General features: G+C 76.9%; 13 protein-coding genes. 10 read left to right on the forward strand and 3 right to left on the reverse strand.

The features are described 5' to 3' along the window. Positions 1–70 precede the first annotated feature (70 nt). Both FMM08_RS21135 and FMM08_RS21140 read left to right on the forward strand, forming a co-directional pair. Complete coding sequence (locus FMM08_RS21135; protein ID WP_147928329.1) at positions 71–1,507, forward strand: APC family permease; 1,437 nt, start codon at positions 71–73, stop codon at positions 1,505–1,507. A gap of 49 nt (positions 1,508–1,556) precedes the next feature. Next, complete coding sequence (locus FMM08_RS21140; protein ID WP_147928330.1) at positions 1,557–2,579, forward strand: GNAT family N-acetyltransferase; 1,023 nt, start codon at positions 1,557–1,559, stop codon at positions 2,577–2,579. Between the two features lie 34 nt (positions 2,580–2,613). Here the strand turns inward: FMM08_RS21140 and FMM08_RS21145 are convergent, their stop codons facing one another. Next, a complete protein-coding gene (locus FMM08_RS21145) occupies positions 2,614–5,121 on the reverse strand; it encodes a DNA gyrase/topoisomerase IV subunit A (protein ID WP_147928331.1) in 2,508 nt (835 codons plus the stop codon). Between the two features lie 179 nt (positions 5,122–5,300). On the opposite strand from FMM08_RS21145, the gene FMM08_RS21150 reads away from it, so the two are divergent. Then, positions 5,301–7,652, forward strand: coding sequence for an SCO7613 C-terminal domain-containing membrane protein (locus FMM08_RS21150; protein ID WP_187279913.1), 2,352 nt, complete (start codon positions 5,301–5,303; stop codon positions 7,650–7,652). A 30-nt stretch (positions 7,653–7,682) separates the two neighbouring features. Here FMM08_RS21150 and FMM08_RS21155 read toward each other — a convergent pair whose 3' ends face one another. Then, positions 7,683–8,351: a nitroreductase family protein gene (locus tag FMM08_RS21155; RefSeq protein WP_187279914.1), complete on the reverse strand. Its 669-nt coding sequence runs from the start codon at positions 8,349–8,351 to the stop codon at positions 7,683–7,685. An 88-nt stretch (positions 8,352–8,439) separates the two neighbouring features. Between FMM08_RS21155 and FMM08_RS21160 the strand changes: the two genes are divergently transcribed. Genes FMM08_RS21160 through FMM08_RS21175 form a run of 4 tightly spaced genes read left to right on the forward strand, consistent with a single transcriptional unit; the run spans position 8,440 to position 13,782 of the window. Then, positions 8,440–11,148 carry a bifunctional acetate--CoA ligase family protein/GNAT family N-acetyltransferase gene (locus FMM08_RS21160; protein WP_147928334.1) on the forward strand — a complete coding sequence of 903 codons (2,709 nt, stop codon included), beginning with the start codon at positions 8,440–8,442 and terminating at the stop codon, positions 11,146–11,148. A gap of 29 nt (positions 11,149–11,177) precedes the next feature. After that, positions 11,178–11,873, forward strand: coding sequence for a DUF5998 family protein (locus tag FMM08_RS21165; RefSeq protein ID WP_222711044.1), 696 nt, complete (start codon positions 11,178–11,180; stop codon positions 11,871–11,873). A 10-nt stretch (positions 11,874–11,883) separates the two neighbouring features. After that, a complete protein-coding gene (locus tag FMM08_RS21170; RefSeq protein ID WP_147928335.1) occupies positions 11,884–13,125 on the forward strand; it encodes an alkaline phosphatase family protein in 1,242 nt (413 codons plus the stop codon). Positions 13,126–13,167: 42 nt separating this feature from the next. Continuing rightward, a complete protein-coding gene (locus tag FMM08_RS21175) occupies positions 13,168–13,782 on the forward strand; it encodes a thymidine kinase (protein WP_147928336.1) in 615 nt (204 codons plus the stop codon). A gap of 24 nt (positions 13,783–13,806) precedes the next feature. On the opposite strand, the gene sepH is transcribed toward FMM08_RS21175, so the two are convergent. Continuing rightward, on the reverse strand, positions 13,807–15,594 hold the full coding sequence (gene sepH, locus FMM08_RS21180) for a septation protein SepH (protein ID WP_187279915.1): 1,788 nt from the start codon (positions 15,592–15,594) through the stop codon (positions 13,807–13,809). 250 nt (positions 15,595–15,844) lie between these two features. On the opposite strand from sepH, the gene FMM08_RS21185 reads away from it, so the two are divergent. The 3 genes from FMM08_RS21185 to FMM08_RS21195 all read left to right on the forward strand — a co-directional run bounded on the left by FMM08_RS21185 (position 15,845) and on the right by FMM08_RS21195 (position 18,504). Further along, positions 15,845–16,993, forward strand: a complete 1,149-nt coding sequence (locus FMM08_RS21185) for a ferrochelatase (RefSeq protein WP_147928338.1) — start codon at positions 15,845–15,847, stop codon at positions 16,991–16,993. Next, positions 16,990–17,820 (forward strand): inositol monophosphatase family protein, encoded by an 831-nt coding sequence (locus FMM08_RS21190; protein ID WP_147928339.1) that lies wholly within the window; start codon positions 16,990–16,992, stop codon positions 17,818–17,820. Before FMM08_RS21185 ends, FMM08_RS21190 begins: the two co-directional genes overlap by 4 nt. Positions 17,821–18,204: 384 nt before the next feature. Continuing rightward, positions 18,205–18,504 carry a DUF4193 domain-containing protein gene (locus FMM08_RS21195; RefSeq protein WP_147928340.1) on the forward strand — a complete coding sequence of 100 codons (300 nt, stop codon included), beginning with the start codon at positions 18,205–18,207 and terminating at the stop codon, positions 18,502–18,504. Positions 18,505–18,519: the final 15 nt, after the last annotated feature.

The following is an 18,519-nucleotide window of genomic DNA, read 5'->3' on the forward strand; positions in this document are numbered from 1 at the left end:
TCCGGTTGCGGAACGCTCGCAACGGTGGTCTCGCCTGGCGCGAGCAAGATCACCGCGCCACCCTGTCGCCATGGCGACGACGGCACCCTCTGCGTCCGCGGCTGACGAGACGGGACGACCCGAGCTCAAGCGCGCGCTCGGCACCAAGCTCCTCCTGCTCTTCATCATCGGCGACGTCCTCGGGACGGGCATCTACGCCCTCACCGGGCAGGTGGCCGCTGAGGTGGGCGGCGCCGTGTGGATCCCGTTCGCCGTGGCGTTCGGCGTGGCGATGATCACCGCGTCGAGCTACCTCGAGCTCGTCACCAAGTACCCGCAGGCGGCGGGCGCCGCGCTGTACACCCACAAGGCGTTCGGCATCCACGTGGTGACCTTCATGGTCGCCTTCACGGTGATGTGCTCGGGCATCACCTCGGCGTCGACCGCTTCCAGGGCGTTCTCCTCGAACACCATGAAGCTCTTCGGCGTCGAGACGCCGTCGGCCCTGGTCGTCACCGTGGTGGCGCTGCTCTTCATGGCGCTGGTCGCCGCGATCAACTTGCGCGGAGTCGGGGAGAGCGTCAAGACCAACGTGGCCCTGACGCTGGTGGAGCTCACCGGCCTGCTGATCGTCCTCGTGGTGGGCGCCTACGCGCTGCTCGGCGGCCAGGGCGACCTGTCCCGCGCGACCTCGCTCCAGCTCTCCGACGACCAGGCGCCCTTCACCGCCATCACCGCAGCCACGGCGCTGGCGTTCTTCGCGCTCATCGGGTTCGAGGACTCGGTGAACATGGCTGAGGAGACGCGCGACCCTTCCCGCACCTTCCCCAAGGTGATGTTCGCCGCGCTCGGCATCGCGATGGTGCTCTACCTGCTCGTGGGTGTGATCTCCGTCGCGGTCGTCCCGCTCGACCAGCTGTCCGAGGGCGACACGCCGCTGCTGCAGGTGGTCTCCGCCGGTGCCCCGGGCTTCCCGATCGGGATCTTCGCCCTGGTGACGATGTTCGCGGTGGCCAACACGGCGCTGCTGAACATGCTCATGGCCTCCCGGCTCCTCTACGGGATGGCCCACGAGGGCGTGCTGCCGCGCTTCCTGGGACGGGTGCTGCGCGGGCGGCGCACCCCGTGGACGGCGGTGCTCTTCGCGACCTCCCTGTCGATGATCCTCATCAGCGTGGTGTCGTGGCTGGCGGCCTCCAACCCCGACTCCTCCGTGGTGAAGAACCTCGGCGGCACCACGTCACTGCTCCTGCTCGCGGTCTTCACCGTCGTGCACGTGGCGGTCATCGTGCTGCGCCGGGACCGGGTCCAGCACCAGCACTTCAAGACCCCGACGTTCCTCCCGTGGCTCGGGGCCGTGATCTGCCTCTACCTCGTCACGCCGCTGACGCCGCGCGACGGCACCCAGTACCAGATCGCTGCCGCGCTGCTCGTCCTCGGCCTGGTGCTGTGGTTCTTCACGTGGCTGCACCGCCGCCGCCAGGGGCTGGCCACGCGCGTGGAGGACCCCACCCGCCTGGAGGGGTGACGGCGCAGGGGGGTGCGCTGCGGGGCGGGGCTGGCTAGCGTCGGAGCGCGTGAGCACTCCCGACCTGCCCGAGCCGGTCTCGCCGGGCCTGACCTGGCGGCCGCTGACCGAGGTCGACGTCCCGCGCTGGTACCACCTGACCCAGGCGATCGAGGCCGCCGACCGTCCCGCGGAGCGCTACACCGAGGACGACCTGCACGACGAGCTGCTCGCCGGCTCGTGGAAGGACCCGGCGCACCGCTCCCTGGCGGCGCAGGACGAGGAGGGGAACCTCGTCGCCTTCGGCCTGGTGGACGTCCGCCCCGGTGACGTCAGCACGGTGCGCGCGTCGCTGTGGGGCGGGGTCCACCCCGAGCACCGGGGCCGAGGGCTGGGACGGCAGCTGCTCGCCTGGCAGTGCGCCGTGGGGCGCCAGCTCATCTCTGCAGCCCCCGGCTCCGCGCCGGGGGAGCTGGTGCTGCACAGCGACGAGAAGCTCACCGACCGCACGGCCCTCGCCCGTGCCGCCGGCTTCGAGGTGCGCCGCTACCACCTGGTCATGAGGAGGCGGCTCACCGGCGAGGGGGCGCCTCCGCTGCCCGAGGTGGACCTTCCGGAGGGGCTGCGGCTGGTGCCGTGGGCACCGGAGCTGGACGACGAGGTGCGCCTGGCCCACAACGAGGCCTTCGCCGACCACCGCGGCAGCGAGCCCCGCACCCGCGAGGACTGGCAGCGGTGGGTCAGCGGGCACCGCGACGCCCGCACCGACTGGAGCTTCGTGGTGCTCACCGACGACGGCGGCGAGCCTCGGGTGGCGGGCTACACCATCGCCTTCGCCTTCGCACAGGACTGGGTGGACGGCGTCAAGGAGGGCTGGACGGGCCTGCTCGGCACCCGCCGCGCCCACCGCAGGCGCGGTGTGGGCGCAGCGCTGCTCGCCGCCAGCCTGCGGGCCTTCACCGAGGCCGGCATGGACGCCGCCGGCCTCGACGTGGACCGGGAGAACCCCAGCGGAGCGCTCGGCATCTACGAGCGGCTCGGCTACGCCCCCCACCAGGTCGAGGTGGTCTGGGGCGCCGCCGTCGAGCGCTGACCGCCAGCCGGTCCGCCAAGGTCCGTGGGCGCGGTCAGCCCCGGACCGACGCCCCGTCGTCCCCGTCTGCGGGAGCAGGGCTGCCCGCCACCGCCGTCAGCGCCCCGGCCAGCGGTACGCCCGAGCCGTCTCGCCTGCCCGTCGGCTCCGGCAGCTCCACCGGTGCCCCCGTCGCCGAGGCGCCTCGCGCGGGGCCGGGGCCCACCCACGCCAGCGCCAGGGAGCCCTCCCCGCGCAGGAACCGGTGGCAGCGGACGCCGCCCGTGGCCCGTCCCTTGGGCGGGTACTCCTCGAACGGGGCGACCTTGACGCTGATCCCGGGTGAGCCCGGCAGGGCGCCCTCGGCGGCGGCCACGGTGACGACCTCCGTGCGTGCGGCCTCAGCCGCCGAGACCGCGGCGAAGGCGACGACGCGCTCGCCGGCGGTCACGCGCACGCCGGCCATTCCGCGCGCCGGACGGCCCTGCGGGCGCACCAGGGACGCGCTGAAGCGCAGCAGCTGGGCGTCGCTGGTGACGAACACCAGCTCCTCGGTCCCCGTCGACAGCCAGGCGGCGCCGACCACCGCGTCGCTCCCGTCCAGCCCGATGACCTCCCAGGAGTCGCGGGCGCCCCACGGTTCCGCGGCCACCCGCTTGACCACGCCCTGGGCGGTGGCCAGCGCCAGCCCCGCCCCCTCCTCGTCGCCGGGCTGGGGCGTCAGCGGCACCAGCGCCACGACGTCCTCACCCGCCTCGAGCGACACGAACTCCCGCAGCGGCGCCCCACCGGACAGGCTCGGCGCGCTGGCGGTCGGCGGCAGCACCGGGGTGTCCACCACGCCGACCCGCAGCACCCGGCCCCGCGACGTCAGCGCCCCCACGTCACCGCGCGCCGTCGTCCTCACCGTGCTGCGCAGCACGTCGTGGTTGGTGCGCGGGCCCCCCGCGCTCAGCTCCGCGCCACCGGTGCGCGCCAGCAGCCCCGTGGCCGACAGCAGCACCCAGCACGGGTCGTCGGCGACCTGCAGCGGCACCGCCGCCGTCGCCGGGGCCGCACCGGCCTCGAGGAGCACCGTGCGGCGCGGCGTCCCGTGGTCGCGAGCCACCTGCGCCAGCTCGTCCGAGACCGCCTCCCGCTGCAGCTGCTCGTCGGCCAGCAGCGCCTCCAGCTCGGCGATCGCCGCCAGCAGCTCCTCGCGCTCGGTCTCCAGCTCGATCCGCGAGAACCGCGTCAGGCGCCGCAGCCGCAGCTCCAGGATGTGCTCGGCCTGCAGCTCGGAGAGCTCGAAGACCTCCATCAGCCGGGTGCGCGCCGCCGCGCCGTCGTCGGAGGTCCTGATCACCTGGATCACCTCGTCGATGTCGACGACGGCGATGAGCAGGCCCTCCACCAGGTGCAGGCGCTCGCGGCGCTTGGTGAGGCGGTGGGTGCTCCGGCGCCGGACCACCTCGAGGCGGTGGTCGATGAAGACCTGCAGCAGCTCGCGCAGGCCGAGGGTGCGCGGCTGCCCCTCGACCAGGCAGACGTTGTTGATGCCGAAGGAGTCCTCCAGGGGCGTCAGCCGGTACAGCTGCTCCAGCACCGCCTCCGGCTGGAACCCGGTCTTGACCTCCACCACGAGGCGCGTGCCGTGCTGGCGGTCGGTGAAGTCGTCGATGGCGGAGACGCCGAGCAGCTTCTTGGCCGAGACGGCGTCCTTGACCTTCTCGATGACCTTCTCCGGACCCACGGCGTACGGCAGCTCCGTGAAGACGATGCCCTTGCGCCGGGCGGTGATGTCCTCGATGCGCGCCGTCGCGCGGGTGCGGAACGTGCCGCGGCCGGTGGCGTACGCGTCGCGGATGCCCTCCAGGCCCACGATCCGCCCGCCGGACGGCAGGTCGGGTCCGGGCACGAAGCGCATGAGGTCCTCCAGGGTCGCGCCGGGGCGCGCGATGAGGTGCCGCGCGGCCGCCACGACCTCGCCGAGGTTGTGCGGCGGCATGTTGGTCGCCATGCCCACCGCGATGCCCGAGGCGCCGTTGACCAGCAGGTTCGGGATGGCCGACGGCAGCACGGACGGCTGCGTGGAGGAGTTGTCGTACGTGGGGACGAAGTCGACGACGTCCTCGTCGAGGCCGTCCACCATGGCCGTCGCCGACACGGCCATCCGCGCCTCTGTGTAACGGCTCGCCGCCGGACCGTCGTCGAGCGACCCGAAGTTCCCGTGGCCGTCGACGAGGGGCAGGCGCAGGGAGAAGTCCTGCGCCATGCGGACCAGTGCGTCGTAGATCGCCGTGTCGCCGTGGGGGTGCAGCCGGCCCATGACGTCACCGACGACGCGGGCGCTCTTCACGTGGGCGCGGTCGGGCCGCAGGCCCATCTCACCCATCTGGAACAGGATGCGGCGCTGCACCGGCTTGAGGCCGTCGCGGGCGTCAGGCAGTGCGCGGGAGTAGATGACGGAGTAGGCGTACTCCAGGAACGAGGTCCGCATCTCCTCGTCGACGTCGACGTCGACGACCCTCCCCGTGGGCGGCTGGGTGCCGTCGGAGGAGGTCGGGGTGCTGCGACGTGCCATGGGGCCATCCTCCCGCGAGGTGCCGACAACCCGGGCGGGAGTGGGCGAACCGGGTGCTCACCCGCGGGTGCGGTCCGCGGAACGAGGCGCCCGACCTGCACCGCCCCTCCCCTCGGGGGTCGTCCACAACCCCCTGCTGGACGACGACGACGGGGGGCCCGCGCTGCCAGAGTGGTCCTGTGAGCGACCAGGTGCAGCACTCCCCGCCGCCCGTGCCCGGGTGTCCCCGGTGCTCCGCGCCGCTGGTCCCGGGGCGTCCCGCCTGCACCGCGTGCGGCCTGCGCCTGGTCGGCCAGGACGCGGCCGACCTGTGGGAGCTCGACCAGCAGCTCGCGGTGCTGCAGGAGCGGCGCGCCGGCCTCCTGGCCTCCCTGGCCGGGACGCCCGGCACCGCCCCGACCGCTCCTCCCGTCCCGTCGGCCCCGGTCGCCGTCCGGGTGGATGCGGACGCGCCTGCCGCCCCCGAGGCGGTGTGGGCGGCGCCCGGCGCCGCCGGCAGCGAGGGGCCGGCGGACCCCTACGGCCGCCCGGCTGCGGCGCCGCCGACCGACCTCGGGCCCAGGGCACCCCGCCAGCGCCGCCTCGGGGCCCAGCAGCTCCTCCTCGTCACCGGCGTCGCGCTCGTCGCGGTGGCCGCCATCGCCTTCACCGCCTACGTCTGGGGCGCGATCGGCGCCCTCGGCCAGGCCCTCGTGCTGCTGGCCGTCTGCGCCGGCGCGGCCGCCGCCTCGCGCGCCACGGCACGACGCGACCTCGGAGCCAGCGCCGAGGCGCTCGCGGTCCTGTCCGTGGTGGTGCTCCTCGTCCTCCTCGGAGCCGCACGCGGCCTGGACGTGCTCGGGCTCGGCGGCGCCGACGCCGACGCCTACGGCCTCGGCGCCCTCCTCGCGGCCGTCGGCGCGTGCACCGCGGGAGCGCACTGGCTGCGCCCCGCGGGCCGGCCCCGACGCCCCGTCGCGCCGGCGTGGGCGGCGGTGGTCCTCACCGCCGGCGTCCCCACCGCCCTCACCCTCGCCGTGGACGGCGAGCTCCTCACCTGGGCCGCCGCGGCGCTCACCCTCGCGGTGCTCTCAGCGCCCGCCTCCCGCCTCCTGTCGGCCCGCGCCCCCGGCCTGGGCGAGGTGGGACTGGCCGTCGGAGGGGCGCACCTGGTGGCCGCGGTGCTCGTGCTGCTCGCGGTGGACGTCGGTGCCGACGCCGTCGAGGGCCGGGGGCCCGACGCCTCGCAGCCCCACCTCGCCGCCCTCGAGCTGGCGCTGCTCGCCCTCGCCGCCGCGTGGACCGCGTCGCGCGCCGGGCGTCCCGTGCCGGGCGCGGAGCCCGCGCCAGCGACGGGGCCCTCGGCGCTGGCGGGGCGGCCGCAGCTGCGGCGCACCGCCGTCGTCGTCGCCTACGGCGGCGTCATCGGCGCCCTGGTGTCCCTGGCCTCGGCGGGTGGGGCGTTCGCCCTCCTGCTGCTCGCCCTGGGCACCTCCGCGGTGGCGGCCGCCCTGCTGGCCCTGCGCCCCCAGCTGCTGCCGTGGCCCGTGGTCGCGGCGGCGCTGGCGCTGGCCGGTGGCTCGCTGCTCAGCGAACCGGTCGTCGGCAGCGCCCAGGACACCTGGTGGAGACCGGCCGCCTGGGGCGCGCTGGCGCTCGCGGCGCTCCTCGCCGGGGCCCGCCGCCCGACCGCCACCGCGCCCGCCGAGGTCTGGCGCGACCGGGACGCGCTGCCCGTGCCGCGGGCGGTGTGGGCCGCCTCGGCCTGCCTGGCCGCCCTCGGCGGTGTCCTGGGGGCGCCGTCCCCCCTGTCCGGGCCCGTGCCGGTGGCCCTGGCCCTGGTCCTCGCCGTCGCCCTGCTGGCGCTGTCCGCAGGGGTGCGGGGCGCTCCGGAGGCCGTGCTCGCCAGCGGGTGGGGCCTGCTGTCGGTGACGGCGCTGCTCATCTCCGACGGCGGTCCGGTGCACGCGTCGGTCCCGCTCGGCGTCGCCGGCCTGGGGGCGCTGCTGCGGGCGGCCCACCCGCGCCGCACCGCGTGGGTCGTCCCGGGTGTGGTGCTGCTGTCGGCGGCCTGGTGGAGCGAGGTGGGTGACCTCGCCCCCGAAGACGCCGGTGTGGAGTGGTGGTCGCTGCCGCCGGCCGTCCTCGCCCTCGCGGTGGGCGTGCTCGTCTGGCAGCGCCACCCCGGCCTCGGCTCGTGGCCGGTGCTGGGCGCGGGTCTCGTCGTCGGCCTGCTGCCCTCCGCGCTGCTGGCCTCGGTGGGCTCACCGGACCTGCTGGGCCCGGACCCCTGGCGCGCCGCGGTCGTGGCGGTGGTCGCGGCCCTGGTCTGCGCCGCGGGCGTGCGCTGGTCTCTGCAGGCGCCCGTGGCGGTGGGCGCCGCGGCGGCGCTGCTCGTGGCGGTCGGTCAGGTCGGGCCGTACGCCCTGCAGGCCCCGGTGTGGGTCGGTCTCTTCGTCGCCGGCGCGGTGGTGCTCGTCCTCGCCGTCCGCATCGAGCAGGCCCGCCGCGACGCCGCCCGCGCCGTCGGCTGGGTGCGCGCCCTGCGCTGACGGCGTGGCTGCGGGCGGGCGCCGCTCGCGTCAGGCCCGGCCGGACCCCGGGGACCCGGGGGCCTGTGGGGCGCCCGGCACCCAGGGGCGCCCGTGGGCGCCGTCGTGGACCACCGCACCCACCGGCGGCCGGCGCCGCGAGCGCGGCGGGTCCGGTGCGGGGTGGCCGAGGACGACGGCCGCCGTCAGCCGCTGCGGGTCGGGCACGCCGAAGGCCTCGCGCACCCGGGGCCAGCGGCGGGGCGGTACGCCCACCAGGCACCCGCCCAGACCGGCGTCGACGGCGGCCAGCAGCACGAGCAGCCCCGAGGCGCCGGCGTCGACGTCCCACCACGGCACGGGCCACGCGGAGGCGTCGGAGGGGTCCGGGCCCAGGTCGGGCCGGGCCCGCTGCTTGTCCGGGCGGGCGTACCGCTCCACGTAGGCGCTCGGGTCGGACAGGCACACCACCACGGCCGGAGCGGTCATCACGCCGGTCAGCCAGGCGTCGGGGGCGTCGACGTCGTCGCTGGTCGCCCGCCAGAACCGGTCCCGGTCACCGCTGGTGGTGACCACCAGCAGCGACCTGCCCTGCGAGCCCCCGGCCGTCGGGCCGCTCACCCCGGCGGCCACCACCGCGTCGAGCACCCGGCGGTCCACCGGCTCGTCGGTGAACCGGCGCACGGCCCTGCGGCGCCGCAGCACCTCGTCCAGCTCCACGCACCCGACCCTGCCACCCGCCGGGGCGTCCAGCGGGCTCGCACCGGTCGCCCTCCGCGACCGTCGCGCGGCGACTAGCCTTCACACCGTGTCACCCACCCACCCCGCGTGGACGCGCGCGTGGGAGGCGGACGTCGTCCTGAGGGACGGCGGCGCGGCGCACATCCGGCCGATCCTCCCCGCCGACGCCGACGCGCTGCAGGCCTTCCACGTGGCGCAGTCGCCGCGCTCGACGTACCTGCGCTTCTTCGCCCCCATGCCGCGGCTGTCCCCCCGTGACCTGGCCCGCTTCACCACGGTCGACCACCACGACCGGGTGGCGCTGGTCGTGCTGGTCGGTGAGGCGATCATCGGCGTCGGCAGGTACGACCGGGTCGCGGACGGCGTGGCCGAGGTGGCCTTCAACGTCTCCGACGCGCACCAGGGCCGCGGCGTCGGCTCGGTGCTGCTGGAGCACCTCGTGGTGGCCGCGCGCGAGCAGGGCCTCACCCGGTTCGTGGCGGAGGTGCTGCCCGAGAACCGCAAGATGCTCGACGTCTTCGCCGAGGCCGGCTTCGCCACCACCCGCGCCGTCGAGGACGGCGTCGTGATGCTCACCGTGGACATCACCCCGACCGACCGCTCGCGCGAGGTCATGGAGGCGCGGGAGCACCGCGCCGAGTCGGAGAGCCTGCGCCGGCTGCTGCACCCCCGCTCGGTGGTCGTGGTGGGCGCCGGCCGCCGGCCGGGCTCGGTGGGGGGCCGGCTGCTCGCCGACCTCGTCGGCGGCGACTTCGCCGGGGCCGTGCACGTGGTGCACCCCGAGGCCGACGTCGTGCGCGGCGTGCCGGCGGTCCGCTCCCTCGCCGACGTCCCCGGGCCGGTGGACCTCGCCGTGGTCGCCGTGCCCGCCGGGTCCGTCAACGGGGTGGTCGCCGAGCTGGCGCAGCTGGACGTGCGCGGTCTCGTGGTGGTCTCCAGCGGTTTCGCCGAGGTCGACGAGGCGGGGCTGGCCCGCCAGCGCGAGCTGCTGCGCCTGGCGCGCGTGCACGGGATGCGCCTGGTGGGTCCGACGTCCTTCGGGATCATCAACACCGACCCCGAGGTCCGCCTCAACGCCTCCCTCGCCCCGGTCGTGCCGCCACCGGGCGGCCTGGGGCTGTTCAGCCAGTCCGGCGCCCTGGGCGTCGCCGTCCTGGACGCCGCGAACCGCCGCGGTCTGGGCGTGTCCACCTTCGTCTCGGCGGGCAACCGCGCCGACGTCTCCGGCAACGACTGCATGCAGTACTGGCAGGACGACCCCGCCACCACGGTGGTCGGGCTGTACCTGGAGAGCGTCGGCAACCCCCGCAAGTTCTCCCGCGTCGCGCGGGGCCTGGCCCGCAGCAAGCCCGTCGTCGTCGTGAAGTCCGGCGTCAGCTCCTTCACCGTGCCGCCGGGGCACGCCGTGCGGGAGACCCGCGCACCCCGCGAGGCCCTGGACGCCATGCTGCGCCAGGCCGGCGTCATCCGCGTGGACAACGTCCACCAGCTCTTCGACGTCGCGCAGCTGCTGCAGACCCAGCCGCTCCCGGCGGGGGAGCGGGTGGGCGTGGTGGCCAACTCCGGCGCGCTCGCGGCGCTGGCGGCGGAGGCGGCCGTCTCCTGGGGCCTGGACGTGGCGGACCCGGTGGTCGTCGCCCCCGAGGCCGACGCCTCCGAGGTGAGGGGCGCGCTGGAGCGCGTCTTCACCGACCCCGACGTCGACGTGGTGGTCGCCTGCCTCATCCCCCCGGTCGCCGAGGTCGACCAGGAGGTGGTCACGGCCCTGCAGGAGGTCGCCGCAGCCGCGGGCAAGCCGTGCGCGGCGTGCCTGGTGGCCCTGGTGGGAGGCGGTGCGGAGCCGACCCGCACGCTGCACCCCACCGCCGGGCACGAGGACGACGACGGCGCCCCCCGGCCGCCGGCGGCGGCGCTGCCCGTCTACACCACCCCCGAGGACGCGGTCCGCTCCCTGGCCGCGGTGGTCCGCTACGCCGCGTGGCGCCGGCGCGACCCGGGCGCTCGCGTGGCCCCTGCCGGGACCGACGCGCGCGCCGCGCGGGCGCTGGTGGAGTCGCTGCTGGCGGGTCGCACCCCCGACGACCCGCCGCTGCGGCTGGAGCAGGAGGAGGTCAGCGCCCTGCTGGCCTGCTACGGCGTGCAGCTGTGGCCCGTGGTGACGGTCCGCTCGGCCGACGAGGCCGTGCGGGCTGCGGACCGGGTGGGCTGGCCCGTGGTGGTCAAGGCCACCGAGCGCCACCTGCGCCACCCCGGGCTGGGCGGCGTGCGCCTGGACGTGACCGACGCCCGCGAGCTGCGCGCCCACGTCGAGGCGATGCTCGCCGGGCCCGCCGGCAGCGGCGGTGGCCCGGCCCCCGCCCTGCTCGTGCAGGCCATGGCCCCCTCCGGCATCTCCGTGCTGGTGCGGACCCTGGAGGACCCGCTGTTCGGGCCGCTGGTCTCCTTCGGCCTGGCCGGGGACACGACGGTGCTGCTCGGGGACGTCTCCCACCGCATCCCACCGCTGACCGACGTCGACGTCGTGGACCTGGTCCGCACGCTGCGCGCGGCACCGCGCCTGTTCGGCTACATGGGCACCCCGGCCGTGGACGTCGGGGCCCTGGAGGACCTGCTGGCCCGGATCTCGGTGATGGCGGACGACCTGCCCGAGGTGTTCTCCAGCGAGCTCTCCCCGGTGCAGGTGGCCGAGCGCGGCCTCGCCGTGCTGGGGGCGCAGGTCGAGCTGGCGGTGCCGGTCGGCCGGTCCGACGCCGGCCGGCGGGTGCTGCCGGCCTGACGTCGGACCCCGGTGGGAGGATGGACGGCGTGTGGGGTGGTGACGGCGCCGGCAGACGGCGATCAGAGGCGGTCGAGGGCGTCCTGGGGAGCGCGCAGCCCAGCGCGCCCGCGGCGCCCGCCTGGCGCAGCGAGGGGCCGCGCGAGCCCGAGCGCCTGCCGGACGAGCTCGTCGTCGAGCTGGAGCAGACCGGGTACTACCCGCAGCTGCTCGCCGACGTGGTGCTGCAGTCGCTCGCGGGCGAGCCGCTCGTGGACGCCCTCGTGCACCTCGAGACCACGTTCGACGCCGACGCGGTGCGGCGCCACGTCACGGTGCTCGCCCTGACCGCCACCCGGCTGGTCACGGCCCACGTGGACGACCACGACCCGCCCGAGACCGGCGGGGCCCCGGTGGCCGTGGCGTCCTCGGAGTCCGTGCCCCTGCACGACGTGCGCTCCGTGGTGGTCGGCCACCGCGTCACGGCGCCCGAGCGCCACCGCCCGGGCGCCGCCCCGCAGGAGCTGACCCTCACGGTGGCCTGGGGGACGCTGAGCCGCCTCGACGTCGAGCCCGCCACCTGCGGTGACCCCGAGTGCGAGGCCGACCACGGCTACACCGGCACGATGACCGCCGACGACGTCTCGCTGCGGATCAGCGCCGACGCCGAGGGGGAGGCCGCCGTGCTCGCCGCCCGGCGCTTCGCGCGCAGCCTCACCCGCGCCACGCGGGCCCCGCGCCCGTGACGGTCCCGGAGTGAGCGCCGGGGGACTGCCGGACCAGGAGGCGCAGGGCGCCCTGGCGGACGTCCTGCCCGCCGTCGCGGACCTCCTGGGGGCCCCGGTGCGCGAGGAGCCGCCTCCGCTGGCCTCAGCGCTGCGCGAGGCCCACGACGGCGTGCAGCAGGTCTGCGTGCTCCTCGTCGACGGCCTGGGCGCGCGGCTGCTGGCCTCCCGGGGCGGCCACGCGCCCCGGATGCGCTCCATGACGGCTGCCGCTGGCGCGCCCGGCGCCGCGGTGGTCGCCGCGGGCTACCCCTCGACCACCGCCACCTCCACCGCCTCGATCGGCACCGGCCTCCACCCGGGCCAGCACGGCGTGCTCGGCTACCAGGTGCGCGACCCCGCCACCGGGGTGCTGTTCAACGAGCTCTCCTGGGAGACCGCTCCCGGTGCCGGAGCCCGGGGAGCCGGTGCGGCCGGCGCACCTCCGCCCGACCCCCGCCGCTGGCAGCCGCACCCCACCGTCTTCGAGCACCTCGCCGCCGCGGGCGCTGCGGTGACCCGGGTGGGACCCGGCTTCTTCGACGGCTCCGGCCTCACCGAGGCCACCTCCCGCGGCGGGAGGTTCCGCGCCGCCAGCGCCCTGCCGGCCCGCGTGGAGGCGGGGCTGGGCGCCCTGAGGTCCGCGGCCCGCGACCGCACCCGCGCGCTGGTCCACGTCTACTGGGGCGACCTCGACAAGGCCGGCCACACCCACGGCTGGTCGTCGCCCCAGTGGTCCGACGAGCTGGAGCGCGTCGACGCCGCCGTCGCCGACCTCGTGGCCGGGCTGCCGCCGAGCGCGGTGCTGCTGGTCACCGGCGACCACGGCATGGTCGACGTCCCCGACGACGCGCGCTGGGACGTCGCCGCCGACCCCGAGCTGGCGGCCGGGGTGGAGGTGGTGGCCGGTGAGCCGCGCGCCCCGCAGCTGCACTGCACCCCCGGTGCCGTCCCCGACGTGCTGGCCGCCTGGCGCGAGCGGCTCGGGCACGTGCTGGAGGTGGCCAGCCGCGAGGAGGCCGTCGAGGCCGGCTGGTTCGGTCCGCACGGCCTGGACGCGGCCGTCCTCGAGCGCGCCGGCGACGTGGTCGCCGCCGCGACGGCGGCGGCGTCCGTGCACGACAGCCGGGTCCAGAGGCCCGAGCTGGCAGGGCTGGTGGGCATGCACGGCGGTCGCACGCCCGAGGAGGTCCTCGTCCCGCTGCTGGTGGCGGGGAGCCCCCGCCGCCGCTGAACCCGCCGACCGCGACGACGGACCGCCCGGGAAGATGGGGTCGTGGCCGAGCTCGTCTTCTTCTCCGGGACCATGGACAGCGGGAAGTCGACCCTCGCCCTCCAGGTCGACCACAACCACCGCGCCCGCGGTCGCCGGGGGCTGCTGTTCACCCGGGACGACCGTGCCGGGGCCGACACCATCTCGAGCCGGCTGGGTCTGCGCCGACCGGCCCACGAGGTGACGTCCAGCACCGACTTCGAAGCGGAGGTGGCGCGCGCCGCCGCCGCCGGACCGATCGACTACCTCGTCTGCGACGAGGCGCAGTTCTACGGACCCGAGCAGGTGGAGCAGCTGGCCCGCGTCGTCGACGAGGCCGGGGTGGACGTGTACGCCTTCGGCATCACCAGCGACTTCCGCACCCGGCTCTTCCCCGGCAGCGCCCGCCTGGTGGAGCTGGCGGACCGGGTGCAGGTGCTGCAGGTCGAGGCGCTGTGCTGGTGCGGCGCCCGTGCCACCCACAACGCCCGCACCGTGGACGGCACGATGGTGGTGGAAGGTGAGCAGGTGGTCGTCGGCGACGTCTCGGCGGACGCCGGCGTCGTCGGCTACGAGGTGCTGTGCCGCCGCCACCACATGCGCCGCGAGACCGCGGCGGTCGCCGCCCGCAGCGACTGAGGCTCCGTGGCCGCCGGGACGGGCTCAGTCCCGGCGCGGAGCCCCGAAGACGATCTCGTCCCAGCTCGGGACGCTGCGGCGCCGGCGCGCGGGCTGCTCGCCCGGGTCGTCGCCGTCGTGCTCGGGGTCCTCGACGCCTGAGGGCGCGGGGACGCTGCGCGACGGGGGCTGCCGCTCCTCGCCGTCCTCGTGGTCGCGCGACCCCTTCGGCGTGCTGGTCGGTGCCGGGGCCTTCGGGGGCGCTGCGGGAGCGGGGACCGGCGTCGGCTGGGTGTCGGCGCCGCGCCAGCGCTCCCGGCGGGTCACCGGTTCACGGCGGAGCAGCTCACCGTCGAGGTCGGCGCCCCCGGGGGTCTCCCGAGGGCCCTCCTGCGCGGCGGGTGCCGCAGGTGCGGGCGTGACCCGCACCGGCTCGGTGGGCGGGGGAGCGGGCACGAGGCCGAGCGAGGCCCGCGGCGCGCCGGGGGCCGGCGCCTCGTCGTCGGAGTCCTCGGTGGAGGAGTCCTCTCCCGGCCGCGGCAGCTGGAGGCCGCGCGGAGGCGTGACCATCCGCAGGCGCGCGCGCGCCCTGTCGACCTCCTCCTGCAGCTCCAGCGCATCGGGGTCGGCACCGGGGGGCAGGTCCAGCAGGGCGTTGAGGAGGTCGTCGTCCTCCTCGTCGTCCCACGGCTCGCCGTCGGGGCCGAGGTCCAGGGGGACCCGCCGGCCGCGGCGGTCGCGCAGCGCGTCGAGCAGGTCGAGGGTCCGCGAGGCGAGGTCGTCGGAGGGCGCGGCGCCCTCGGGCTGCGCGGACTCGGCGTCGTCGTCCTCGAGGGACGGGGGCGCTGGGAGGTCACCGGCCCGGGCCGCGGGCCCGGCGGTCTCGACGCTCGGGCCCGTCTCGGCCCCCCGGCGGTCCTCAGCGCCCCGGCCGGTCCCGCGGGGCTCGGTGGGCTCGGTGGGCTCCGCGCCCCCGGTGGTCCCACCGGCCTCGTCGTCGGCCGGCCCCACCGGACCGGGACGCGGTGCGGGCGAGGGCTCGAAGGTGACCGGCGGTGCGGACGTCGCCACGGAGCCCTCGGCGAGCGAGGCGCTCTGGCCGGTGGGGTGGGCGCTGCCCGACCCGTGCTCGTGACCGCCGTCCAGGCGGGCGTCCTCGGCCTCGACGTCGTAGACCCGCACCGCGGCGAGGCGGCGGCCGGTCGGGTCGTCCGAGGGGGCGGTGAGCCAGCGGGCCTCGTCGTCGAGGGGCTCCAGGACGCGGTTCGAGGGCGTGAAGGACCACTGCGCCGACCTGTCGCGGCCGGCGGCGCGGAAGGCCGCCTGGACCGCCCAGCCGCCGTCGCGGCGCCACGCGTCCCAGGCGACCGTGCCCGGGTCGGCCCCGCGGGCCAGCAGCCGGGTGCGGACCGCGTCCTCCAGCGTCAGGCGGCCCGGGCCGCCGCGGACCACGGCGAGCTTGGCGAGGTCGGCGATGTGGGCGCGCTCGGCGAGCACCGGGCCCTCGTAGCGCTGCACCTGCTCCAGGGGCACGCCCGCGTCGGCGGCGACGTCAGCGGCGGTCTCCCCGGCGCGGATGCGGGCCTGGATGTCGCGCGGGCGCAGTGGCTCGCTCGCCGCCGGTTCCGGGCTGCTCGCCGGCCCCGCGCTGCGCACGGCGGCCTTGAGCCGCGAGCCCACGGGCAGGCGGAAGCGGCGGCCGTCGGGGGCCTCCAGCAGCAGCACCGAGGGGTCGGCCGGGTCGGCGCCGACCACCGACAGCTCGACCGGCGCCCCAGCACCAGCCGCTGCGGCGTCAGCGCTCCCCAGCGCCTCCTCCAGCCCGTCGCGCACCCGGCCTCCCCGTCTCCTCCGCCGGCGCCCTCGGCGCGGCGGTGCCGCGGCACCTGCCGCGGACCCCGAGCAGCCAGGGTGCCACCCGCGCTTCCCCCGCGTCGAGGCGCCGCGTCGGCCGCGCGCGGCGCCGTGCTGATCCCCTCCGGCGCCGGCCCGCCGACCAGGGCGCGGACGGCTCCGCCCGCCCGGGGCGGTCTGCGGGCGATCTCCGTGCGCCGTGCCGAGCGGCTCGGGGCAGGATGTCCGGGTGAGTGCCGAGACGTCCCCGAGCGCCCCGTACGACGCGCTCGTGCTGCTGTCCTTCGGGGGGCCCGAGGGCCCCGACGACGTGGTGCCGTTCCTGGAGAACGTCACCCGGGGCCGCGGCATCCCGCGCGAGCGCCTGGTGGAGGTGGGGGAGCACTACTTCGCCTTCGGCGGGCGCAGCCCCATCAACGACCAGAACAAGGAGCTGCTGGCGGCCCTGCGCGCCGAGCTGGACGCGCGCGGGCTCGACGGTCTGCCGCTGGTGTGGGGCAACCGCAACTGGGACCCGTACCTGACCGACACCCTGCGCGAGGCCCACGAGGCCGGCGCGCGCCGCGTGCTGGTGCTCACCACGAGCGCCTACGCCTCCTACTCCGGCTGCCGGCAGTACCGGGAGGACGTGGCCGCCTCCCTCATCGCCCTGGCCGGCGAGGGCCGTGCCCTGCGCGCCGACAAGGTCCGCCACTACTTCAACGCCCCCGGGTTCCTCGACGCGAACACCGACGCGGTGCTGGCGGCCCTGGACGAGCTCGACGACGACGTGCGCGCCGGCGCCCACCTGGTCTTCACCACGCACTCCATCCCCACCGGCATGGCCGAGGCCGCCGGCCCCGGCGGCGGCGCCTACGTGGCGCAGCACGAGGCCGTGCGCGCCGAGGTGGTGCGCCGGGTGGCCGAGCGCACCGGCGTGGAGCACCCCAGCGCCCTCGTGTACTGCTCCCGCTCGGGCCCGCCCAGCCAGCCGTGGCTGGAGCCCGACGTCAACGACCACCTCGAGGCCGTCAGCGCCGAGGGCGCACCGTCCGCCGTGGTCGCGCCGATCGGGTTCATCAGCGACCACATGGAGGTCAAGTACGACCTCGACACCGAGGCCGCCGAGACCGCCGAGGGGCTGGGGCTCCCGGTGGCGCGCGCGGCGACCGCCGGGGTGCACGCCGCCTTCGTGCGGTCCCTGGTCGACCTCGTGGTGGAGCGGGCCGCCGCCGAGCACGGAGAGGCTCCCCAGCGCGTCGCCGTGGGGCCGCTCGGCCCGAGCCACGACGTGTGCCCGGTCGGCTGCTGCCGCAACCTGCGCACGCCCGACAAGCCGGCCGCGTGCGGCGCGGACTGGACGGACCCGGCCGTCACCGCCCCCGGGGGCGGCGCATGAGCGACCCGTCCGCCGAGGAGGTGGCCGCGCTCGCGGACCTCGCCGAGCGCGCCGCCCGCGCTGCGGGGGAGCTGGTGCGCGCCGGGCGCGCCGAGCACAGCGCGGTCACGGCCACCAAGTCGAGCCGCACGGACGTGGTCACCGCGATGGACACGGCGGCCGAGCAGCTCATCCGCGAGGTGCTGCGGGCCGAGCGCCCCCAGGACGCGGTGCTGGGCGAGGAGGGCGGCTCGACCGGTGGCACCAGCGGGCTCACGTGGGTGCTCGACCCCATCGACGGCACCGTCAACTACGTCTACGGCATCCCGGCGTACGCGGTGAGCGTCGCCGTGGTGGCCGGCGAGCCCGCCCCGCCGCGCTGGCGACCGGTCGCCGGGTGCGTCCACAACCCCGAGACCGGTGAGACCTGGACGGCGGCGGCCGGCGGCGGAGCGCGCCTGGACGGCGAGCCCGTCGTGGCGGCACCAGCGCCACCGCTGGCGGAGGCGCTCGTCGGCACCGGGTTCGGGTACACCGCGCAGCGCCGCGAGGAGCAGGCGCGCGTGGTCGCCCACGTCCTCCCGCGGGTGCGCGACCTGCGCCGCACCGGCTCCGCGGCCCTGGACCTGTGCTACCTGGCCAGCGGGCGCCTGGACGCGTTCTACGAGCGCGGCCTCAACCCGTGGGACGCCGCGGCCGGCTGGCTGGTCGCGGCGGAGGCCGGCATCTCCCTCGTGGGCCTCGACGGCGCCGGTGCCAGCCAGGAGATGCTCGTCGCCGCGGCTGCGCCGCTGGCGGCCGAGCTCGCCGCCGAGCTGTCCCGTGCGGGGGCGCTCCCTCCCGCATGAGCAGCCCCGGGCCGAGGGCCCACCGGCGAGCGGCCGGCGTGCCCGTCCGGAGGGTCCGCGGAGGTCCCTCGCGGGAGGCCGGTGACCGCCTCGGGGGGGACCCGGTGCGCGGCGCGCGAGCGGGTAGGGCATGATCCCGGCGCTACCGGGCATGCCAACGGCGTTCCCGGTGTTGCAGGGGGTCCGTCCACCACGGGCGGCGACGACCACCAGACGATCCACAGCGATTTCCCGGCCGTGTCACAGCCGGATCCGGAGCGGCAGCCAGTACACCTGGCGGTCCGCCTCGGTCCCGGGGGGCACGGCCCACGGCCAGCCGGTCCCCACCGCGCCCTGGCCGGACCCCGACCAGCCCCACCACCAGCCAGATCCGGAGCAGCCACCATGGCGACCGACTACGACGCACCGCGCAAGACCGACGACGAGCTCTCCGAGGACTCGATCGAGGAGCTGAAGGCCCGCCGCAACGAGCCCGGCGCCGCCTCCGTCGACGAGGACGAGACCGAGGCCGCGGAGGGCTTCGAGCTCCCCGGCGCCGACCTGTCCGGCGAGGAGCTCTCGGTGCGCGTCCTCCCGCGCCAGGCCGACGAGTTCATGTGCTCGCAGTGCTTCCTCGTGCACCACCGCAGCCAGCTCGCCAGCGACGCCGGCGGGCAGCTCGTCTGCACCGAGTGCGCCGCCTGACGCAGCCGTCCGCGT

The organism is Quadrisphaera setariae, assembly GCF_008041935.1.
Classification (GTDB): domain Bacteria; phylum Actinomycetota; class Actinomycetes; order Actinomycetales; family Quadrisphaeraceae; genus Quadrisphaera; species Quadrisphaera setariae.

Bases quoted from the DNA above. Each gene is read 5' to 3' on its own strand.
- FMM08_RS21135 (WP_147928329.1), top strand. From the start codon at position 71: ATGGCGACGACGGCACCCTCTGCGTCCGCGGCTGACGAGACGGGACGA.
- FMM08_RS21145 (WP_147928331.1), bottom strand. From the start codon at position 5,121: ATGGCACGTCGCAGCACCCCGACCTCCTCCGACGGCACCCAGCCGCCC.
- FMM08_RS21190 (WP_147928339.1), top strand. From the start codon at position 16,990: ATGAGCGACCCGTCCGCCGAGGAGGTGGCCGCGCTCGCGGACCTCGCC.
- FMM08_RS21195 (WP_147928340.1), top strand. From the start codon at position 18,205: ATGGCGACCGACTACGACGCACCGCGCAAGACCGACGACGAGCTCTCC.